This is a genomic window from Pseudomonas sp. S34 (assembly GCF_009866745.1).
GTDB lineage: Bacteria > Pseudomonadota > Gammaproteobacteria > Pseudomonadales > Pseudomonadaceae > Aquipseudomonas > Aquipseudomonas jessenii.
Window position 1 is genome coordinate 5,374,391 of record NZ_CP019398.1, and the last position, 19,070, is coordinate 5,393,460.

A 19,070-nucleotide genomic window follows, 5' to 3' on the forward strand; every position below is an offset into this window, starting at 1 on the left:
GCGGGCTACAGCACACCACGGAGGGAGATGTCATGCGGCAACAAGGCTTCAGTCTGATCGAACTGCTCATGGGACTGGCAATTACAGGAATTGTTCTGCAGTTGGTCAGCCCGGCGTTCGCAACGCTGATCGAGTCGAACCAGAGACAGCAAGCGGCGCAGGCCCTTTTCAGCAGTATTCGCACCGCCCGGAGCGAAGCCATCGTCCGCAACGAGGCCGTGGTGATTCACGGCATCAATGGCGACTGGAGCCAAGGCTGGCGGATGATTCTGGATATCAGCGGCAAGGGGGAGATGGACAGCGACAATCCACTGCTGGCCGAACGCCAGAGCGGCGCACGCGTGTCGATTGTGGGGAACGGTCCGGTCGAAAGTTCCATACGATTCAGAGGTCAGGGCGAGTCACTGATTGGAGGGACGTTATACATTTGCACCGTTCGCGAACCGGTAAGCCAACATCAAGTGGTGTTGGCACGGACCGGTCGCGTCAGCCTGCGCAACGACAAGGTTGGACAGCCGTTATGCGAAAAAGGGAATAAATTCAGAGCAACGAACGAACGCGCAGTTCTTTAGGCATAGAGAACGTGATGTTCTCCTCGCGACCTGCCAATTCATCGGCTCCGGTGGCACCCCAGGCCTGCAACTGCTGGATCACGCCGCGCACCAGGACTTCCGGGGCGGATGCGCCAGCGGTGATGCCGATACGCTCGACGCCGTCGAACCAGCTCTTTTGCAGGTCTTCGGCACCGTCGATCAGGTAGGCCGGAGTGGACATGCGCTCTGCCAATTCGCGCAAGCGATTGGAGTTCGAGCTGTTCGGACTGCCGACCACCAGCACCACATCACATTCGTCGGCCAGTTGCTTGACCGCGTCCTGACGGTTTTGCGTGGCGTAGCAAATGTCGTCCTTGCGCGGTCCACCGATGGCCGGGAAGCGCGCACGCAGAGCGTCGATAACGCGACTGGTATCGTCCATCGACAATGTGGTCTGGGTCACGAAGGCGAGCGCTTCAGGGTTTTTCACCTGCAAAGCCGCGACATCCTTCTCGTCTTCGACCAGGTAGATCGCGCCGCCATTGCCAGCATCGTACTGGCCCATGGTGCCTTCGACTTCCGGGTGACCGGCGTGGCCGATGAGAATGCACTCTCGGCCGTCACGGCTGTAGCGCGCCACTTCGATGTGGACTTTGGTCACCAGCGGGCACGTGGCGTCGAACACTTTCAACCCACGGCCAGCCGCTTCGCTGCGCACGGCCTGGGAAACGCCGTGGGCACTGAAGATCACGATGACGTCGTCCGGCACCTGATCCAGCTCTTCGACGAAGATCGCACCACGGGAGCGCAGGTCTTCGACGACAAATTTGTTGTGGACCACTTCGTGGCGTACATAGATCGGCGGCCCGAAGACTTCCAGGGCGCGGTTGACGATTTCGATCGCCCGGTCCACACCGGCGCAGAAGCCACGGGGGTTGGCGAGTTTGATTTGCATGCTGTGCCTCGTGTCTTGCGCGCGAAAACAATGAAAAACAAACTGTGGGAGCGAGCTTGCTCGCGATGGCGGAGTGTCAGTCAATATCAAAATTGAATGTCAGGCACTCATCGCGAGCAAGCTCGCTCCCACAGGGTCCGGTGGCAACAGAAGCTGCCCCGTAATGCCTTACAGCGCTTTGACGGAGATGATCTCTACGTCAAAGGTCAACGTCTTGCCCGCCAGCGGGTGGTTGAAGTCGATGGTCACTTGCGCGTCATCGAACTCTTTGACCACGCCCGGCAGTTCAGTATTGGCCGCATCGTTGAAGATCACCAGCAAACCTGGCGACAGCTCCATGTCCTGGAACTGTGAACGCGGGATGATCTGCACGTTTTGCGGGTTGGGCTGGCCGAAAGCGTTTTCGGGCTCGATGCTCAGCGTGCGCTTGTCACCGGCCTTGAAACCGAACAGCGCCGCTTCGAAACCTGGCAACAGGTTGCCGTCACCGACCTTGAAGGTCGCCGGGGCTTTATCGAAGGTGCTGTCCACCGTGTCGCCGTTCTCCAGGCGCAATGCGAAATGCAAGGTGACTTCCGTGTTCTGGCCGATGCGTTGCTCAGCCAATACCTGTTCAGTCATGAACGGTTTCTCCGGTCTTTTTACTTTTGAACATATCCAGTGCCAGCATGACAGCACCAACCGTGATTGCGCTGTCGGCAAAGTTGAACGCCGGGAAATACCAGCGATTCTGCCAATGCACCAGAATGAAATCGATCACATGGCCCAGGGCAATGCGGTCATACAGATTGCCCAGCGCGCCGCCGAGCACCAGTGCCAGCGCAACCGCCAGCCAGGTCTCGTTGCGCCCCAGACGCTTGAGCCACACCACCAGCACCGCACTGACCACGACAGCGATCAACGCGAATAGCCAGCGCTGCCAGCCGGAGCTGTCAGCCAGGAAGCTGAATGCCGCGCCAGTGTTGTAGGCCAGGGTCCAGCTGAAGTAATCGGGGATGATTACGATCTGCTGGTACATCTGGAGCTTGCCTTCGAAGTAGAACTTGCTGGCCTGGTCGATGACCAGGACCAGCAAACTCAACCAGAGCCAGCTCAGCCGTCCGAAACGGCCAACGGCATTAGGCATAGTGACGGACCTCGCCAGCGCCGCTGATGTTGTCGACGCAACGGCCGCAGATTTCCGGATGCTCCGGGTTCACACCGACGTCTTCACGGCAGTGCCAGCAACGAGCGCACTTGGCGTGGCCCGACTTGACGATTTTCAGCTTCAGGCCGCTGACTTCAGTGACCACGGCATCGGCCGGTGCTTGCACCAATGGCGCAACACTGGCGGTCGAAGTGATCAGTACAAAGCGCAGTTCGTTGCTCAACCTGGCCAGGTCGGCGGTGAGCGCGTCTTCGGCGAACAGCGTCACTTCGGCCTGCAGGTTGCCACCGACAGCCTTGGCTGCACGCTGGATTTCCATTTCCTTGTTGACCGCGACCTTGACCGCCATGATCCGGTCCCAGTAAGCGCGATCCAGCTCGATGCCTTCCGGCAGTTCGCTCAGGCCTTCGTACCAGGTGTTGAGCATGACAGACTCGTTACGCTCGCCCGGCAGGTACTGCCACAGTTCGTCGGCGGTGAACGCCAGGATCGGCGCGATCCAGCGCACCAGCGCCTCGGAGATGTGGAATAGCGCAGTCTGGCAGGAACGACGGGCCTTGCTGTCGGCGCCAGTGGTGTACTGACGATCCTTGATGATATCGAGGTAGAAACCGCCCAGTTCCTGCACGCAGAAGTTGTGGATCTTCGAGTACACGTTCCAGAAGCGGTATTCGCCGTAGTGCTCTTGCAGTTCGCGTTGCAACAGCAGGGTACGGTCCACGGCCCAACGGTCCAGAGCCAGCATTTCTTCGGCCGGCAGCAGGTCGGTGGCCGGGTTGAAGCCGGTCAGGTTCGAAAGCAGGAAGCGTGCAGTGTTACGGATACGCCGGTAGGCGTCCGCACTGCGTTGCAGGATCTGCTCGGAAACCGCCATTTCACCCGAGTAATCGGTCGAGGCTACCCACAGCCGCATGATGTCGGCGCCCAGGGTGTCGTTGACTTTCTGTGGCGCGATCACGTTGCCCAGGGACTTGGACATCTTGCGGCCGGACTCGTCGACCGTGAAGCCGTGAGTCAGCAGTTCGCGATACGGTGCGTGGTTATCGATGGCGCAACCGGTCAGCAGCGACGAGTGGAACCAGCCACGGTGTTGGTCCGAACCTTCCAGGTACAGGTCGGCGCGCGGGCCGGTTTCGTGACCCATCGGGTGCGAACCGCGCAGAACGTGCCAGTGCGTAGTACCCGAGTCGAACCAGACGTCGAGGGTGTCGCTGATCTTGTCGTACTGCGGCGCTTCATCGCCCAGCAGTTCGGCGGCGTCCAGCTTGAACCAGGCCTCGATGCCTTCGACTTCAACACGCTTGGCAACTTCTTCCATCAGCTCGACGGTTCGTGGGTGCAGCTCGCCGCTTTCCTTGTTCAGGAAGAACGGGATCGGCACGCCCCAGTTGCGCTGACGGGAGATGCACCAGTCCGGACGGTTGGCGATCATCGAGTGCAGACGCGCCTGGCCCCAGGCCGGGACGAACTTGGTGTCTTCGATGGCCTTGAGCGAACGCTGGCGCAGGGTGTCGCCGGTGGTCGGCTGCTTGTCCATGCCGATGAACCACTGCGCGGTGGCGCGGTAGATCAGCGGGGTCTTGTGGCGCCAGCAGTGCATGTAGCTGTGTTCGATGACGGTGGTGTGCAGCAACGCACCGACTTCGGTCAGTTTGTCGACGATGGCCGGGTTGGCCTTCCAGATGAACTGGCCGCCGAAGAATTCCAGCGACGGAACGTAAACGCCGTTGCTTTGGACCGGATTGAGGATGTCATCGTTGACCATGCCGTACTTCTTGCAGGTCACGAAGTCGTCCACGCCGTAGGCCGGAGATGAGTGAACCACACCGGTGCCGGCGCCCAGTTCAACGTAGTCGGCCAGGTAAACCGGCGACAGACGGTCGTAGAACGGGTGACGGAAGTTGATCAGTTCCAGCGCTTTACCGGTGGTGGTCGCAACGACCGAGCCTTCCAGCGAGTAGCGCGCCAGGCACGACTCGACCAGCTCTTCAGCCAGCACCAGCAGTTTGTCGCCGACGTCGACCAGGGCGTAGTTGAACTCCGGGTGAACGTTCAGCGCCTGGTTGGCCGGAATGGTCCACGGGGTGGTGGTCCAGATCACGATCGAGGCAGGCTTGGCCAGCGACGGCAGACCGAAAGCGGCAGCCAGTTTGGCTTCATCGGCAATCGGGAAGGCCACGTCGATGGTTGAGGACTTCTTGTTTTCGTACTCGACTTCCGCTTCGGCCAGGGCCGAACCACAGTCGAAGCACCAGTTCACAGGCTTCAAGCCCTTGAACACGAAACCGCCCTTGACGATTTCGGCCAAGGCACGGATTTCACCGGCCTCGTTCTTGAAGTCCATGGTCTTGTACGGGTTGGCGAAGTCACCCAGCACACCCAGGCGGATGAACTCGGACTTCTGCCCTTCGATCTGTTCGGTGGCGTAGGCCCGGCACAGTTCGCGGGTCTTGTCCGCGCCCAGGTTCTTGCCGTGGGTCACTTCGACCTTGTGCTCGATCGGCAGGCCGTGGCAGTCCCAGCCCGGAACATAAGGCGCGTCGAAGCCCGACAGGGTCTTCGAGCGGATGATCATGTCCTTGAGAATCTTGTTCAGCGCATGACCGATGTGAATCGAGCCGTTGGCGTACGGAGGGCCGTCGTGCAATACGAACTTCGGACGATCCTTGCCAATCTCGCGCAACTTTCCGTACAGGCCAATACTGTCCCAGCGCTGCAGGATCTGCGGTTCGCGCTGTGGCAGGCCGGCCTTCATTGGGAAGGCGGTGTCCGGAAGGTTTAGCGTGGCTTTATAGTCGGTCATTTAAGGCTCTTCATTAGCGATGGGCGCTAGGTGCGGCTAGTGCACGGGCGGCGGCGACATCCGCGTTGATCGCCGTTTTCAACGCCTCCAGAGAGGCGAAACGCTGCTCTTCACGCAGCTTGTGGTGGAAAACCACCGTTAAACGCCGGTCATACAGATCGCCGGCAAAATCTAAAAGATGTATTTCGAGGTGGGCCTTGCCATCACCTTGTACCGTTGGCCGCACGCCGATGTTGGCGACGCCTGGCCAGGTCTTGCCGTCGATGTCGACGTTGACCAGGTAAACCCCGGAAAGCGGAACGCGACGGCGCTTGAGTTGTATGTTGGCCGTGGGCGTACCCAACTGGCGAGCCAGCTTCTGGCCGTGGAGTACCCGCCCGGTAATCTGGAACGGCCGACCCAGCAGTCGCTCGGCCAAGGCAAAATCAGCTGCGGCCAGGGCATTGCGGACCTGAGTGCTGCTGACGCGAATACCGTCCAGCTCAACGGTTTGCGCCGCCTCGACGGTAAAACCCTGAACGATGCCGGCCTGCTGCAGGAAATCGAAATCTCCCGCGCGGTCACAGCCGAAACGGAAGTCATCCCCGACCTCCAGGTGCTGGACGCCAAGACCGTCGACCAGAATGGTATCGACGAACTCACTGGCACTGAGCTTGCTCAGGCGCTGGTTGAAAGCCAGGCACAGAACACGGTCGACGCCTTCGGCAGCCAGCAATTGCAGCTTGTCCCGCAGGCGGGCCAGACGGGCCGGCGCGGTGTCCGGAGCGAAGAACTCTCGCGGTTGCGGCTCGAAAATCACCACGCAGCTGGGCACGCCCAACTCGAGCGCACGCTCACGCAGGCGCGCCAGGATAGCCTGGTGGCCGCGGTGTACACCGTCAAAGTTGCCAATAGTGGCGACACAGCCCCGATGCCGGGGGCGCAGATTGTGGAGGCCTCGAACCAGCTGCATAACGCGCTTCTTGCTCATAAAGTGGTCGATTATAACCACACCCGGCGGCCGACGACAGGCAACACCGTAACCCAAAGTGATCGAGCCGACAAAACCGCCGGCTCGCCCGTGTTTATCAAGGCCAGAACCTCAGCCCAGCGCCTTGCGATTGAAGTCGCGCAAACGGAAGCCCATCAACACTAACATGCCGAAATAAGCCACCACACCGGCAACTACCAAGGCACCCAGACGCAGGAAACGCTCAAGCATCTGCCCCTCGCCCCAGGCCGGCATGAAATGCATCCCTGCCAGCAACACGCCAGACATCACCGCTACCGCAACCACCAGCTTGAAGCCGAACTTTGCCCAGCCCGGTTGCGGCTGGTACATCTGCTGTTTACGCAGCTGATAGAAGAGCAGCCCTGCATTGAGGCAGGCGCCAGCGCTGATGGCGAGCGCCAGGCCCGCGTGAGCCAGCGGACCGATCAGCAACAGGTTGAACAACTGAGTGACGACCAACGTGAAAATTGCGATTTTTACCGGCGTGCGGATGTTTTGTTGCGCATAAAAGCCCGGTGCGAGCACTTTGATCACGATAATTCCGAGCAAACCGACGGAATAGGCGATCAACGCGCGCTGAGTCATGGCCGCATCATGGGCATCAAACTGGCCGTACTGGAACAGCGAAACCGTCAACGGCTCGGCCAGAATCCCCAGCGCGAAGGCGCAAGGCAATACCAGCACGAAGCATAGACGCAGGCCCCAATCGAGGATGCGCGAGTATTCGTGGCGATCCTTGCTGGCGTAAGTCTTGGCCAGAGTCGGCAGCAGAATCGTCCCCAGCGCCACGCCCAACACGCCGGATGGCAACTCCATCAAACGGTCGGCGTAGTACATCCAGGACACGGAACCTGCGACCAGGAACGAAGCGAAAATCGTATTGATGATCAGCGAGATCTGGCTCACCGATACCCCGAGAATCGCCGGCAACATCTGCTTCATCACCCGCCAGACGCCGCTGTCGCGCAGGTTCAGGCGCGGCAACACCAGCATGCCGATCTTTTTCAGGTGCGGCAGTTGATAGAGCAACTGTGCCAGTCCACCCACCAGCACCGCCCAACCGAGCGCCATTACGGGAGGATCGAAGTACGGTGTCAGGAACAACGCAAAAATAATCATGCTGACGTTGAGCAGCGTCGGCACGAATGCCGGGACCGAAAAACGGTTCCAGGTGTTGAGGATCGCACCCGCCAGCGACGACAGGGAAATCAGCAATATGTAAGGAAAGGTCACCCGCAACAGGCTCGTGGTCAGCTCGAACTTCTCGGGCGTATCGATGAAACCCGGCGCGGTCACCCAGATGACCCACGGGGCGGCAATCATGCCCAATGCCGTGACGAGTGCCAGCACCAGCGTCAGCAGGCCGGAAACATAGGCAATGAAGGTTCGCGTCGCCTCATCCCCTTTCTGACTTTTATATTCGGCAAGAATCGGTACGAATGCCTGGGAAAACGCCCCTTCGGCAAAAATCCGCCGCAACAGATTGGGCAGTTTGAAGGCGATGAAGAAGGCGTCTGTCGCCATTCCCGCGCCGAATGCACGCGCAATAAGGGTGTCACGAACAAATCCCAAAACCCGGGAAAGCATCGTGATAGAGCTGACGGCGGCCAACGATTTGAGCAGATTCATTGAAAGAGTTTGTGCCTGTCGATAAACAGCAGGCGAACTACGCGCCCACTTATGCGATACTCCGCGCCGCAACAGCACAGAGCCAAAGCTCGCGAGTTTACAGGTCGCACGCTGGAAAGAAATATCCAGAGGTGTAGCACCTACCACTTAGCGGAACGTCTCAACCGCCCTTGACAAGACCTCAACTCATCGGCATGATTCGCGGCCTATTTTGTTTGCTATTTCCTAAAAAGTCTTTCGAGGAGCTCGACGGTGGCCAACTCACCTTCCGCCAAAAAACGTGCAAAACAGGCTGAGAAGCGTCGCAGCCACAACGCCAGCCTGCGTTCCATGGTTCGTACCTACATCAAGAATGTAGTTAAGGCCATCGACGCAAAAGACGCTGCCAAAGCTCAAGCTGCTTACGTTCTGGCTGTGCCAGTTATCGACCGTATGGCCGATAAAGGCATCATCCACAAGAACAAGGCCGCTCGTCATAAGAGCCGCCTGAATGGCCACGTGAAGGCCCTGAACGTTGCCGCTGCTGCCTAAGCGACTCGTTCATTAAAAAACCGACCTCAGGGTCGGTTTTTTATTGCCTGCGATTTGTTGAACGCGACACAAAAAAATGTGGGAGCGGGCTTGCTCGCGAATGCGGTGTATCAGATGACATGTGCGTCTACTGACACTCCCTCTTCGCGAGCAAGCCCGCTCCCACATTTCGTTTTGCGTAAGGTTACTGAGCGTGCGCCCAAGGCAAAATCGGAATCGCCGTCACCGCATTCTGCGGACTGCCCTCGATCAGGCGATCGCTGTACACCAGGTACACCAGCGTATTGCGCTTTTTGTCGAGGAAGCGCACCACCTGCATGGTCTTGAACACCAGAGACGTGCGCTCCTTGAACACCTCGTCACCATCCTTGAGCTCACCCTTGAAGCTGATCGGTCCGACCTGCCGGCAAGCGATAGACGCTTCGGCACGATCCTCGGCCAAACCAAGACCACCCTTCACCCCGCCGGTCTTGGCGCGCGACAGATAGCAGGTCACGCCATCGACCTTGGGATCATCAAAGGCCTCGACCACGATCCGGTCATTCGGCCCGACGAACTTGAACACCGTCGACACCTGACCGATCTCTTCGGCCGACGCCAGCAGCGGCATCGCCAACAGCAATCCCAACAATCCTTTTGCCACGCGCATTCAGGTATTCCTTCAGACCAGGATCAGGTTATCGCGGTGAACCAGCTCCGGTTCCGCCATGTAACCCAACAGACCGACAATCGCCTCAGACGACTGACCGATGATTTTTTGCGCCTCCAGCGCACTGTAGTTGGCCAGGCCACGGGCAATCTCGCGACCGTCCGGCGCCACGCAAACCACCATCTCGCCGCGACGGAAGCTGCCCTGCACCAATTTGACCCCAACCGGCAGCAAGCTCTTGTTGCCCTGAGACAATGCAGTCACCGCACCCGCATCCAGCACCAGGGTGCCACGGGTTTGCAGATGACCGGCCAGCCACTGCTTGCGCGCCGCCAACATGCCGCGCTCCGGCGACAGCAGGGTGCCGATGCGCTCGCCCGCCTTGAGGCGATCCAGCACACGCTCAAGCCGCCCGCCAACGATGATGGTGTGAGCACCGGAACGGGCCGCCAGACGCGCAGCACGCAATTTGGTCTGCATACCACCACGCCCCAGCGCACCACCGGTGCCACCCGCCACCGCGTCGAGCGCCGGATCATCGGCGCGCGCCTCGTAAATCAGCTGGGCATCCGGATTGTTGCGCGGATCAGCATCGAACATGCCGTCGCGATCCGTCAGGATCACCAGCAAGTCCGCCTCGACCAGGTTCGCCACCAGCGCCGCCAGGGTGTCATTGTCGCCAAAACGGATTTCGTCGGTGACCACGGTGTCATTCTCGTTGATCACCGGGATAACCTTCAGTTCGACCAGCGCACGCAAGGTGCTGCGGGCGTTCAGGTAGCGCTTGCGGTCGGACAAGTCGTCGTGAGTCAGGAGAATCTGCGCGGTATGCCGGCCATGCTTGGCGAAGCTCGACTCCCAGGCCTGCACCAACCCCATCTGGCCGATTGCGGCGGCAGCCTGAAGTTCGTGCATCGCACTGGGTCGCGAGGTCCAGCCCAAACGGCTCATGCCGGCCGCCACCGCCCCGGAGGACACCAGCACCAGCTCGACGCCCGCCTCATGCAAGGCCACCATCTGCTCAACCCAGACACCCATTGCCGCGCGATCCAGGCCTTTGCCGTCCGCCGTCAGCAAAGCGCTGCCGATCTTCACGACCCAACGCTGCGCACCTGTCACCTTGCTCCGCATCATCTTCAACCTTAGCTTGAGGGCAGCGCGACCTAGCACTGCCCGTGACGTTATTCGTGGTTACTCGTGGCCAACAATCGATTTCCAGATACCAAAACGCCGCTCGATTGAGCGGCGCTTAAGTTTATCGCAACGAATCAGTCACGCACGTAAATGATTTCCGGACCGTCTTCGTCATCCACATCTTCTTCGTCCCAGTCATCGTCGCCGATGTCGTGGACCGACTTCACGCCGCTGCGACGCAGGGCACGCTTGTCATCCAGCGCCTGCAGTTGCGCGCGAGCTTCGTCTTCGATGCGCTGATCGAGATCGGCCAACTCTTCCTTGTAGGCCGGGTCATTGGCCAGACGATCGGCACGATCTTCCATGTAACGCATGATGTCGTGGCACAGACGCTCGGTACCGAGTTTGGAGATGGCCGAGATCACGTAGACCGGACCAGTCCATTCCAGGCGATCAACGATTTCCTTGACGCGAGCATCATGCTCTTCATCAAGGATCTGATCGCACTTGTTCAGGACCAACCAGCGATCACGCTCCGCCAGGGATGGGCTGAACTTGATCAGCTCATTGACGATCACTTCAGCGGCATCCGGTGCGCTGGCATCATCCAGCGGCGCCATATCCACGAGGTGCAGCAGCAGACGCGTACGCGCCAAGTGCTTGAGGAAGCGAATGCCCAGACCAGCACCTTCGGAAGCGCCTTCGATCAAACCCGGAATATCGGCAATGACGAAGCTCTTCCAGCGATCGACGCTGACCACACCCAGGTTCGGCACCAGCGTGGTGAACGGGTAGTCGGCAACTTTCGGCTTGGCAGCCGAAACCGAACGGATAAAGGTACTTTTACCGGCGTTCGGCAAACCCAGCAGACCCACGTCAGCCAGTACTTTCATTTCCAGCTTCAGGTCGCGCTGCTCGCCCGGCTTGCCCGGAGTGGTCTGGCGCGGCGCACGGTTGGTACTGGATTTGAAACGGGTATTGCCCAGACCGTGCCAGCCGCCCTGCACCACCATCAATTTCTGACCGGCCTTGGTCAGGTCGCCGATGACTTCCTGAGTCGCGGAGTCGATCACCGTGGTGCCGACCGGAACACGCAGGATCAGGTCTTCACCCTTCTTGCCGGTGCAGTCGGTGCTGCCGCCGTTGGAGCCACGCTCGGCATCGAAGTGCCGGGTGTAACGGTAGTCCACCAGGGTGTTGAGGTTTTCGTCGGCCATCATGTAGATGGAACCGCCGTCACCGCCATCACCGCCGTTCGGGCCACCGTTCTCGATAAATTTTTCCCGACGGAAACTCATGGCGCCATTGCCGCCATCACCAGCCTTTACGCGAATCGATACTTCATCAACAAACTTCATAACAAACGCCTCTCGCCATACGGACGAGCCGAAAAACAATCAAGACATAAGACTCTTGCAAAAATGAGCGCAGCGACCCTGAACCACGATACCTACATCGTACGCCGACAGCCCATACAAACAGCTTTGCAAGAGACTCACCCCACAAACGAAAAAGCCCCGTCGCGAGACAGGGCTTTTCCAGCGATCGCGCAATTAAGCTGCGACTACGCTCACGTAACGACGACCGAAGGCGCCTTTTACTTCGAACTTGATCACGCCTTCGACTTTAGCGAAGAGGGTGTGATCTTTACCCATGCCAACGCCGTAGCCAGCGTGGAATTGGGTGCCGCGCTGACGCACGATGATGTTGCCTGCTTTGATAGCCTGGCCGCCATACATCTTCACGCCAAGGCGTTTGGCTTCTGAGTCGCGACCGTTACGGGTACTACCACCAGCTTTTTTGTGTGCCATGAGTTCAATTCTCCTAGTGAGGAATTAGGCTGTAATTAAGCCTGAATACCGGTGATTTTGATCTCGGTGTACCACTGGCGGTGGCCCATACGCTTCATGTGGTGCTTACGGCGACGGAACTTGATGATGCGGACTTTATCGTGACGACCTTGGGAGATCACTTCAGCCACAACGGTAGCGCCAGCAACAACTGGAGCGCCGATATTCACGTCGTCACCGTTGGCAACCAACAGAACGCGATCAAAGGTAACGGATTCGCCGGTAGCGATTTCCAGTTTTTCGATCTTCAGGTATTCACCTGGGGCGACTTTGTACTGCTTGCCGCCAGTAACGATTACTGCATAAGACATGGTATTTCTCCGATAATCCTGCTCACCCAGCTCTTTATAAGAAGAGGTATTGGCTGGCATGGCTGCATGGGGCTGGAGGCCCGCTTGCAATTGCGTAAGGCAGGTGCTGCCCAGGAAGTTCAGGGTGCGCGATTGTACGCAAGCCACGCTAGCCTTGCAAGAGGCCGTCCATCGCGCCTTGACACCTGCAAGCGTGGGTCCTAGCATGCCGCGCAACCCTTCTGGAGCGACTGTCGCTGATGCAACCCCAAGCTTTCTACCGCGCGGTGGCGGACGATTTTAGCGCCGTCGACGGCATCATCAAGAAGCAGCTGACTTCCCGAGTGCCGCTGGTATCGAAAATCGGCGATTACATTACCTCGGCCGGCGGCAAACGCCTGCGTCCTTTACTGGTGTTGCTGTGTGGCAAGGCCCTGGGCCGCGAAGGCGATGACCTGCGTCTGCTGGCCGCGACCATCGAGTTCCTGCACACCGCCACCCTGCTGCATGACGATGTGGTCGACATGTCCGGCATGCGCCGTGGCCGCTCGACCGCCAACGCCATGTGGGGCAACGCGCCAAGCGTACTGGTCGGTGACTTCCTGTATTCGCGCTCATTCGAAATGATGGTCGAACTTGGCTCGATGCCGGTGATGAAGATCCTTTCGCAAGCCACGCGCATCATCGCCGAAGGCGAAGTATTGCAGCTGTCGAAGGTCCGGGACGTCAGCACCACCGAAGAAACCTACATGGAAGTCATCCGCGGCAAGACCGCGATGCTCTTCGAAGCCTCGACCCACAGCGCCGCCGCCCTGTGCCAGGCCACGCCGGAACAGGCCGAAGCCCTGCGTACATTCGGTGATCACCTGGGCGTGGCCTTCCAACTGGTCGACGACCTGCTCGACTACAAAGGCGACGCCGAAACCCTGGGCAAGAACGTCGGTGACGATCTGGCCGAAGGCAAGCCGACCCTGCCACTGATCTACACCATGCGCGAAGGTACGCCGGAACAGGCCACCCTGGTGCGCAAGGCGATCCAGAAAGGCGGAATCGAAGACCTGGAAAGCATCCGCGAAGCCGTGGAAGCCTCGGGCTCGCTGGAGTACACCGCGCAACTGGCACGCGACTATGTGGCACGCGCAATCCAGTGTCTCGAAGCGCTGCCTGCCAGCGAGTACCGCGATGCACTGGTTGAACTGAGCGAGTTCGCGGTCGCGCGTACGCACTGACAACACTGCAAGCCCCCTGTGGGAGCGAGCTTGCTCGCGATTAGGCACTTACATTCAACATTGTTGTTGACTGAAAGGACGCCATCGCGAGCAAGCTCGCTCCCACAGGTTTGTTCCCCACAGGTTTTCCTGCTCTGCACCCCTCCCGGCTAAAACCCTATACAATGTGCGCTTTTTAGCGATCCTGAATCCAAGGAGCCTTAGTGAGCACGTTGCCACCCTGCCCAAAATGCAATTCCGAATACACCTATGAAGACGGCGCCCAGCTGATCTGCCCCGAGTGCGCCCACGAATGGTCCGCCAGCGGTGAAGCCGAAGCAGTGTCCGATGACACAGTGAAAAAGGATTCGGTCGGCAACGTCCTGCAAGACGGCGACACCATCACCGTGATCAAGGACCTCAAGGTCAAGGGTACGTCTTTGGTGGTCAAGGTCGGCACCAAGGTCAAGAACATCCGCCTGTGCGATGGCGATCACGACATCGACTGCAAGATCGACGGCATCGGCCCGATGAAACTCAAGTCCGAGTTCGTCAGAAAAGTCTGAGCCTGCTGTTATCCATCCCGCGCCTGCCGCGGGATGGCGCCCCCCTCCCCTGCTTCGCCCAGTAATTCCTCGCAATAGCCAAACGCCAGTCCTTTTGACCTGACGCAATCTTTACCCGGAAAAAAGCGTAAACCGCCAATAGGCCCTTGCTATTTGATGAATAAGAATTATTCTCATCAAACCTTCAATGGAGATGAGAACCATGACTTATCTGATCGATGCCTGGCTGGACCGCCCACACCCTTACCTCAGGATCCTGCATCGGGAAACCGGGGAAGTCTGTGCAGTGCTTGAAGAAGAAGCCTTGAGCGAACTGCAGGACCAAGGTGATCTTGACCTCAATGGCCTGAGTTCCAGCGAGCCGGTGGTGCTCAAGGAACTGGTGCGTAATCTGTTTCTGTTCTGCTATGCCCGGGCGTTGCGCCCGCACAGTGAACTGCACCACAAGATCGAAGTATGAGACACCGTAAAAAAACTGTGGGAGCGGGCTTGCTCGCGAAAGCGGTGTGTCAGGCAACTTGTTTGTCGACTGAATAAACGCCTTCGCGAGCAAGCCCGCTCCCACATTAGCCCGTCATAGCGACAGGCCAGGTATTACAGTACGTCGAGCAGTTCGACGTCGAATACCAGTACGCTGTGCGGCGGAATGCTGCCAACGCCTTGAGCGCCGTATGCCAGCTCGCTCGGCACGTACAGGCGCCATTTGCTACCGGCGTTCATCAGTTGCAGGGCTTCGGTCCAGCCGGCGATTACGCCGCCAACCGGGAATTCCGCAGGCTGGCCGCGCTCGTAGGAGCTGTCGAACACTGTGCCGTCGATCAGGGTGCCGTGGTAATGAGTACGCACGGAGTCTTCACGGGATGGCTTGGCGCCTTCGCCAGCGGTCAGGACTTCGAACTGCAGGCCGGAAGCCAGAGTCGTGATGCCTTCACGCTTGGCGTTTTCAGCCAGGAAGGCCAGGCCTTCGCCAGCAGCCGCTTCAGCCTTGGCTGCAGCTTCGGCCTGCATGATTTCGCGGATGACTTTGAAGCTGGCGGACATTTCTTCCTGACCCACACGGCTTGGTTTGCCGGCGAATGCGTCGGTCAGACCAGCCAGGATCGCGTCCAGGCTTACGCCCGGTGGCGGGTTGTCGCGCAGTTGGTCGCCCAGCTGACGGCCAATACCGTAGCTGACGCGGGTTTCGTCGGTGGACAGATTTACTTCGGACATGACACTGCTCCGCTGTGCGGACGGCTCGGGAACTTGCCATGCGTGCACAGCGCGTCCCGGAGCGCCCGGAACCAAAAGGGCCAGCAGACTAGCACAGATGTCATGCCTTTGATGAGGGACCTCAGGCGATCGGCACCTTCAGGTTTTCCTCAACATCGGCAACCAGACCGCACATTTCGTCGTGCACGACCGTGTGCACAAGGTTGAAGTGCAACTTGGGAAAGGAGTGCAGCACATCACGGGCATGCTCCACCGAACGCAGGCTCATCGTGTGTCCGTGGGTATCGCTCAATGGATACGCCGCGCCATGCATCCGCGCCTCCAGCAGGTAGATGCCCCCCTCCATCGAGATCAGGTTCAGCTCATCGACCTTCCCGGCGACGGCATACGCATTCAACTCATTCAGGGTCATGAGCGCACCTCACGCAGTGGCGAACCAACATACTTACAGGGATAGGCCTCGGCGCATCAAAGCACAAGCCACAAGCGACGCCGCCCGTCTGTTTCATCACGCCCCTCTGTAGGAGCGAGCTCGCTCGCGATGCTTGCCAACGATGACGCGGGAAACCTGACACCCCGCGGCGATCTTGAGTCCATCGCGAGCGGGCTCGCTCCTACAGCAGAAGGGTAAATCAGTGCTTGGTGACTTTATCCAGGTAACCCATGGCGAAGGCCGAGACCACGAAGGTCATGTGGATGATCACGTACCACTGCAAATGCTCGGGATCGACGTTCTTGGCGTCCATGAAGATGCGCAGCAGGTGAATGGACGAGATCGCCACGATCGATGCGGCCACCTTCATCTTCAGCGACGAAGAGTCCATGGTGCCCAGCCAGTTGAGCTTTTCCTTGCTGTCGTCGATGTCCAGTTGCGAGACGAAGTTTTCGTAGCCGGAAATCATCACCATCACCAGCAAACCGCCCACCAGGGCCATGTCGATCAGCGACAGCAGTACCAGGATCAAGTCCGATTCGGCCATCGAAAACACGTTCGGGATGACGTGGAAGACTTCCTGGAAGAATTTCAGTGCCAGCGCCAGCAGTCCGAGGGACAGGCCGAAATAGATCGGCGCCAGCAGCCAGCGCGAGGCGTACATTGCATTTTCGATAAAGCGTTCCATTGAATCTCACACGTTGGACTGGAAATGGCGGCGAGTATACCAGCCACCCGTCCATACCCAGAAGCAGCCAGAAACCGTCGAAAAATCCGTCACCTGCGCCTGTGTATCAAAGTTTTTCTGCTAGTGTCCAAATCATTGACTGCTCAGTGATGTCGGACAGGAAGACTGGAAATGGATGTGCAATTGCCTTTGATGAGTGCCGGAATTTGCCTGGCGCTGCTGCTGAGCGGCTGCTCACCCAGCGAAGAAAAACGCCAGGTCAGCCTCGAAGAAAAAACCGCGCAGTTCGAAAAGTCGCTGGACGCCATTCAGGATCCGAAGCTCAAGGATGCCGTGTCGGAACTGGGCGGCTCACTGCTGCTGCTCGAACGCGCGCAACTCAAGCTCGACAGCAAGTCGGTGGAAACCGAATACGGCGAAGACGCCCTCGCCATGCTCAAGCACTACCCGAGCCCGCAGGCCCTGGTCGACACCTACATCAACGGGTTGTTCGTGCTGCAAAAGGACTCCAGTTCCGACTATCTGATCGATCTGCAGCCAGTGTTTCCCTTCACGTTCAGCGTTCCTGCCGCGTTTTTGTTTCCCCATGGCCTGGAATGGCAGTCGGTCACGCTAAGCAACAAACGAGTGATTCCCTTCCAGCCGGAATGGTCGGAAACCGACCCCGGCATTCAGCTCAGCCCATCGAGCTCCAACCTGACCAACCCCGATGACCTGACCGTGGCCTACCCCTTCATCGAAGGCCTCGACATTGACAGAAAGCAGCAACCGCAACCGGTGAGCCTGCAAAGCAAAGTCGAAGTCATCGCGCCACGCCGCCTCTACAGCTTCGACCTGACGAAAAAGGACGTAGGCCAGACCCGCACCAATGACAACCTGAGCGTCACCCTCCTCACATTGACGAACAACTACGCGGAAATCGAATACAACAACAGCACGCCGCTGGCCCCCGAAGTCAGTGAAACACCGCTCAACCCGCTGATCGTCCAGGCCAGGGACAGCACCGGGCAATTCATCGCGCGCGCCGGTTCAATCAACGAAACCTCGGTACAAATTGCCTTCTATCAGCAGCAACTGGCCAAGATGCAGCAGCAAAAGAGCTGGAGCGAGTCCCTGGAAAAACAGCTCGATGAAGAACAACGCAACTTTGAGAAACAGCAGGCTCGACATTATTCGAAGGTGTACTTCAACGGGACGATCGAAACTCTCGAAGTCAGCATGCTGGATTTTTCCGCCGTCACGGTCACCCGAAAGGACCTCGACCTGCCGATCCGGCGCTTCGATGCCTATACCACGGACAAGTCCATCCAGCCCTTGATCCTGTCCGTGGTGGTCTATGACGACCAGGCGGCGGGCTGGCTGAAAGGGGCAACGCTGAGTGAGGATCAACTGAAAAAGAACGTCAGCATCAGTCAGTCGGTCGACGACCCCAGCGCTGCGCGAATCGAATTCACTCACCTGCGTACCTTCAACGATGAGCTGCTCGGCACATCGTTCAACCCCGGTGAAAGTCCGGTGAGCTTCTTTACCGAAGACACTCGTGGCAATCGCGACGAGCCGATCGAACTGCCGTCAGAGGCGTACCAGATCGATCCCCTGCGCGGCACCATCACTTACGATCTGAATCTGTTTCCACAAACCCCGGCCTATGCGGTGGGCTCGATGCCGTTGTTCCTGGCCACGGTCGACAAGCAAACCGTCGAAGCCCGTCAACTGCCCAAGGGCCTCGCGCTCAAAGACAATGCACTGGTGGTGGACCTGAAGGTATTTCCCGCCCAGGACTGGCGCTTTTTCGCCAAGGACGACAGCGGTAGTTACTTGAAGGAGATTCTATCGGTCAGTCATGGCGCGAGCGCACAGGGGGCGGCGCAGTTTGCCGTGCATTACTTCTACGGACAGCCTACGCGCCTGGAAACCTATCAGCGCACTGATCTCACCACCGTGCAATATGGTTTCGAAGTCAAACTCGACAAGGCCGACATGACGCGCCTTGATCAATAGTGCCACTCAGTGCTCGGGGTGAAACTCGAAGCCGCCCATGTTCCGGCAGCGACCACCGTTGATTTCCCGCAGTTGGGCTTGCAGGTGCAGGCACCAGATTTGCGGATCGTCGGCCAACTCGTAGCCGTGCAGGGTCAGGCTTTCAACGATGGTTTCGAGGATTGATTCAGCGACGAACGGACCGTGGAACGGGCCTTGGGCCTTGATGGCCGAAGGTTGTTCACCGGCCATTCCGGCGGCGAACAGCAGAGTCCACATGCCCGTATCTCCCGCCAATGGACGGATGGCACATTCGATACGGGTCACAAGGCCCAGGCATTGACGGGTGAGGCAGAGGTTGCGCGACATGGCGGCGACCCTCGGTAGATCCGGTATTCAGCCCCCATGGGAAGGCTGTCTCGATCCTGTGATTACGTCGATATCCTTGAGCAGAGAATAGAAGAAAAGTCT

Annotated in this window: 21 protein-coding genes; 6 read left to right on the forward strand and 15 right to left on the reverse strand. The window is 58.8% G+C overall.

Annotated features, from left to right (window positions below):
• Nucleotides 1-32 precede the first annotated feature (32 nt).
• Nucleotides 33-572 carry a GspH/FimT family pseudopilin gene (locus tag PspS34_RS24040; protein ID WP_154862173.1) on the forward strand — a complete coding sequence of 180 codons (540 nt, stop codon included), beginning with the start codon at nucleotides 33-35 and terminating at the stop codon, nucleotides 570-572.
• On the opposite strand, the gene ispH is transcribed toward PspS34_RS24040, so the two are convergent.
• From ispH to murJ, 6 genes are all read right to left on the reverse strand, one after another.
• Complete coding sequence (gene ispH, locus PspS34_RS24045; RefSeq protein WP_090451485.1) at nucleotides 541-1,488, reverse strand: 4-hydroxy-3-methylbut-2-enyl diphosphate reductase; 948 nt, start codon at nucleotides 1,486-1,488, stop codon at nucleotides 541-543. The two genes, PspS34_RS24040 and ispH, sit on opposite strands and share 32 nt — an antisense overlap.
• 168 nt (nucleotides 1,489-1,656) lie before the next feature.
• A complete protein-coding gene (gene fkpB / locus PspS34_RS24050; protein ID WP_172435403.1) occupies nucleotides 1,657-2,094 on the reverse strand; it encodes an FKBP-type peptidyl-prolyl cis-trans isomerase in 438 nt (145 codons plus the stop codon).
• 7 nt (nucleotides 2,095-2,101) lie between these two features.
• A complete protein-coding gene (lspA, locus tag PspS34_RS24055) occupies nucleotides 2,102-2,614 on the reverse strand; it encodes a signal peptidase II (RefSeq protein WP_007970932.1) in 513 nt (170 codons plus the stop codon).
• Nucleotides 2,607-5,438, reverse strand: a complete 2,832-nt coding sequence (ileS, locus tag PspS34_RS24060; RefSeq protein ID WP_154862172.1) for an isoleucine--tRNA ligase — start codon at nucleotides 5,436-5,438, stop codon at nucleotides 2,607-2,609. Before ileS ends, lspA begins: the two co-directional genes overlap by 8 nt.
• A gap of 13 nt (nucleotides 5,439-5,451) precedes the next feature.
• Nucleotides 5,452-6,390: a bifunctional riboflavin kinase/FAD synthetase gene (ribF, locus tag PspS34_RS24065; protein ID WP_173677972.1), complete on the reverse strand. Its 939-nt coding sequence runs from the start codon at nucleotides 6,388-6,390 to the stop codon at nucleotides 5,452-5,454.
• Between the two features lie 129 nt (nucleotides 6,391-6,519).
• Nucleotides 6,520-8,058 (reverse strand): murein biosynthesis integral membrane protein MurJ, encoded by a 1,539-nt coding sequence (gene murJ, locus PspS34_RS24070; protein ID WP_057713236.1) that lies wholly within the window; start codon nucleotides 8,056-8,058, stop codon nucleotides 6,520-6,522.
• Nucleotides 8,059-8,310: 252 nt separating this feature from the next.
• Here murJ and rpsT point away from each other — a divergent pair, with 252 nt between their 5' ends.
• Nucleotides 8,311-8,589: a 30S ribosomal protein S20 gene (rpsT, locus tag PspS34_RS24075; protein ID WP_007970922.1), complete on the forward strand. Its 279-nt coding sequence runs from the start codon at nucleotides 8,311-8,313 to the stop codon at nucleotides 8,587-8,589.
• A 184-nt stretch (nucleotides 8,590-8,773) separates the two neighbouring features.
• Here rpsT and PspS34_RS24080 read toward each other — a convergent pair whose 3' ends face one another.
• From PspS34_RS24080 to rplU, 5 genes are all read right to left on the reverse strand, one after another.
• Nucleotides 8,774-9,238, reverse strand: a complete 465-nt coding sequence (locus PspS34_RS24080; RefSeq protein ID WP_008022496.1) for a CreA family protein — start codon at nucleotides 9,236-9,238, stop codon at nucleotides 8,774-8,776.
• A gap of 12 nt (nucleotides 9,239-9,250) precedes the next feature.
• Nucleotides 9,251-10,369 carry a glutamate 5-kinase gene (gene proB, locus PspS34_RS24085; RefSeq protein WP_057713234.1) on the reverse strand — a complete coding sequence of 373 codons (1,119 nt, stop codon included), beginning with the start codon at nucleotides 10,367-10,369 and terminating at the stop codon, nucleotides 9,251-9,253.
• Between the two features lie 137 nt (nucleotides 10,370-10,506).
• Complete coding sequence (cgtA, locus tag PspS34_RS24090) at nucleotides 10,507-11,730, reverse strand: Obg family GTPase CgtA (protein WP_008052064.1); 1,224 nt, start codon at nucleotides 11,728-11,730, stop codon at nucleotides 10,507-10,509.
• 195 nt (nucleotides 11,731-11,925) lie between these two features.
• Nucleotides 11,926-12,183, reverse strand: a complete 258-nt coding sequence (gene rpmA, locus PspS34_RS24095; protein ID WP_003281574.1) for a 50S ribosomal protein L27 — start codon at nucleotides 12,181-12,183, stop codon at nucleotides 11,926-11,928.
• Nucleotides 12,184-12,218: 35 nt separating this feature from the next.
• Entirely contained in the window at nucleotides 12,219-12,533 is a 315-nt protein-coding gene (gene rplU, locus PspS34_RS24100; RefSeq protein ID WP_003176051.1) for a 50S ribosomal protein L21, read from the reverse strand.
• 239 nt (nucleotides 12,534-12,772) lie between these two features.
• Here rplU and PspS34_RS24105 point away from each other — a divergent pair, with 239 nt between their 5' ends.
• The 3 genes from PspS34_RS24105 to PspS34_RS24115 all read left to right on the forward strand — a co-directional run bounded on the left by PspS34_RS24105 (nucleotide 12,773) and on the right by PspS34_RS24115 (nucleotide 14,746).
• Nucleotides 12,773-13,741: a polyprenyl synthetase family protein gene (locus PspS34_RS24105; RefSeq protein WP_154862171.1), complete on the forward strand. Its 969-nt coding sequence runs from the start codon at nucleotides 12,773-12,775 to the stop codon at nucleotides 13,739-13,741.
• A 203-nt stretch (nucleotides 13,742-13,944) separates the two neighbouring features.
• Nucleotides 13,945-14,286, forward strand: coding sequence for a zinc ribbon domain-containing protein YjdM (locus PspS34_RS24110; protein WP_008154270.1), 342 nt, complete (start codon nucleotides 13,945-13,947; stop codon nucleotides 14,284-14,286).
• 202 nt (nucleotides 14,287-14,488) lie between these two features.
• Nucleotides 14,489-14,746 carry a hypothetical protein gene (locus PspS34_RS24115; protein ID WP_154862169.1) on the forward strand — a complete coding sequence of 86 codons (258 nt, stop codon included), beginning with the start codon at nucleotides 14,489-14,491 and terminating at the stop codon, nucleotides 14,744-14,746.
• A gap of 134 nt (nucleotides 14,747-14,880) precedes the next feature.
• Here PspS34_RS24115 and PspS34_RS24120 read toward each other — a convergent pair whose 3' ends face one another.
• The 3 genes from PspS34_RS24120 to PspS34_RS24130 form a co-directional block, all read right to left on the reverse strand.
• Nucleotides 14,881-15,498, reverse strand: a complete 618-nt coding sequence (locus PspS34_RS24120) for an FKBP-type peptidyl-prolyl cis-trans isomerase (RefSeq protein WP_008022510.1) — start codon at nucleotides 15,496-15,498, stop codon at nucleotides 14,881-14,883.
• A 121-nt stretch (nucleotides 15,499-15,619) separates the two neighbouring features.
• Nucleotides 15,620-15,910, reverse strand: a complete 291-nt coding sequence (locus PspS34_RS24125) for a DUF6482 family protein (protein WP_154862168.1) — start codon at nucleotides 15,908-15,910, stop codon at nucleotides 15,620-15,622.
• A 220-nt stretch (nucleotides 15,911-16,130) separates the two neighbouring features.
• Nucleotides 16,131-16,619 (reverse strand): TIGR00645 family protein, encoded by a 489-nt coding sequence (locus tag PspS34_RS24130; protein WP_007970904.1) that lies wholly within the window; start codon nucleotides 16,617-16,619, stop codon nucleotides 16,131-16,133.
• Between the two features lie 171 nt (nucleotides 16,620-16,790).
• Here PspS34_RS24130 and PspS34_RS24135 point away from each other — a divergent pair, with 171 nt between their 5' ends.
• A complete protein-coding gene (locus PspS34_RS24135) occupies nucleotides 16,791-18,620 on the forward strand; it encodes a hypothetical protein (RefSeq protein ID WP_154862167.1) in 1,830 nt (609 codons plus the stop codon).
• 6 nt (nucleotides 18,621-18,626) lie between these two features.
• Here the strand turns inward: PspS34_RS24135 and PspS34_RS24140 are convergent, their stop codons facing one another.
• On the reverse strand, nucleotides 18,627-18,968 hold the full coding sequence (locus tag PspS34_RS24140; RefSeq protein WP_154862166.1) for a hypothetical protein: 342 nt from the start codon (nucleotides 18,966-18,968) through the stop codon (nucleotides 18,627-18,629).
• Nucleotides 18,969-19,070: the final 102 nt, after the last annotated feature.

What these genes read in the sequence shown, in the direction of transcription:
- PspS34_RS24040 (WP_154862173.1), top strand. Translation starts at nt 33, where the DNA reads ATGCGGCAACAAGGCTTCAGTCTGATCGAACTGCTCATGGGACTGGCA.
- ispH (WP_090451485.1), bottom strand. Translation starts at nt 1,488, where the DNA reads ATGCAAATCAAACTCGCCAACCCCCGTGGCTTCTGCGCCGGTGTGGAC.
- lspA (WP_007970932.1), bottom strand. Translation starts at nt 2,614, where the DNA reads ATGCCTAATGCCGTTGGCCGTTTCGGACGGCTGAGCTGGCTCTGGTTG.
- ileS (WP_154862172.1), bottom strand. Translation starts at nt 5,438, where the DNA reads ATGACCGACTATAAAGCCACGCTAAACCTTCCGGACACCGCCTTCCCA.
- ribF (WP_173677972.1), bottom strand. Translation starts at nt 6,390, where the DNA reads ATGCAGCTGGTTCGAGGCCTCCACAATCTGCGCCCCCGGCATCGGGGC.
- murJ (WP_057713236.1), bottom strand. Translation starts at nt 8,058, where the DNA reads ATGAATCTGCTCAAATCGTTGGCCGCCGTCAGCTCTATCACGATGCTT.
- PspS34_RS24080 (WP_008022496.1), bottom strand. Translation starts at nt 9,238, where the DNA reads ATGCGCGTGGCAAAAGGATTGTTGGGATTGCTGTTGGCGATGCCGCTG.
- proB (WP_057713234.1), bottom strand. Translation starts at nt 10,369, where the DNA reads ATGCGGAGCAAGGTGACAGGTGCGCAGCGTTGGGTCGTGAAGATCGGC.
- cgtA (WP_008052064.1), bottom strand. Translation starts at nt 11,730, where the DNA reads ATGAAGTTTGTTGATGAAGTATCGATTCGCGTAAAGGCTGGTGATGGC.
- rpmA (WP_003281574.1), bottom strand. Translation starts at nt 12,183, where the DNA reads ATGGCACACAAAAAAGCTGGTGGTAGTACCCGTAACGGTCGCGACTCA.
- rplU (WP_003176051.1), bottom strand. Translation starts at nt 12,533, where the DNA reads ATGTCTTATGCAGTAATCGTTACTGGCGGCAAGCAGTACAAAGTCGCC.
- PspS34_RS24105 (WP_154862171.1), top strand. Translation starts at nt 12,773, where the DNA reads ATGCAACCCCAAGCTTTCTACCGCGCGGTGGCGGACGATTTTAGCGCC.
- PspS34_RS24115 (WP_154862169.1), top strand. Translation starts at nt 14,489, where the DNA reads ATGACTTATCTGATCGATGCCTGGCTGGACCGCCCACACCCTTACCTC.
- PspS34_RS24120 (WP_008022510.1), bottom strand. Translation starts at nt 15,498, where the DNA reads ATGTCCGAAGTAAATCTGTCCACCGACGAAACCCGCGTCAGCTACGGT.
- PspS34_RS24125 (WP_154862168.1), bottom strand. Translation starts at nt 15,910, where the DNA reads ATGACCCTGAATGAGTTGAATGCGTATGCCGTCGCCGGGAAGGTCGAT.
- PspS34_RS24130 (WP_007970904.1), bottom strand. Translation starts at nt 16,619, where the DNA reads ATGGAACGCTTTATCGAAAATGCAATGTACGCCTCGCGCTGGCTGCTG.
- PspS34_RS24135 (WP_154862167.1), top strand. Translation starts at nt 16,791, where the DNA reads ATGGATGTGCAATTGCCTTTGATGAGTGCCGGAATTTGCCTGGCGCTG.
- PspS34_RS24140 (WP_154862166.1), bottom strand. Translation starts at nt 18,968, where the DNA reads ATGTCGCGCAACCTCTGCCTCACCCGTCAATGCCTGGGCCTTGTGACC.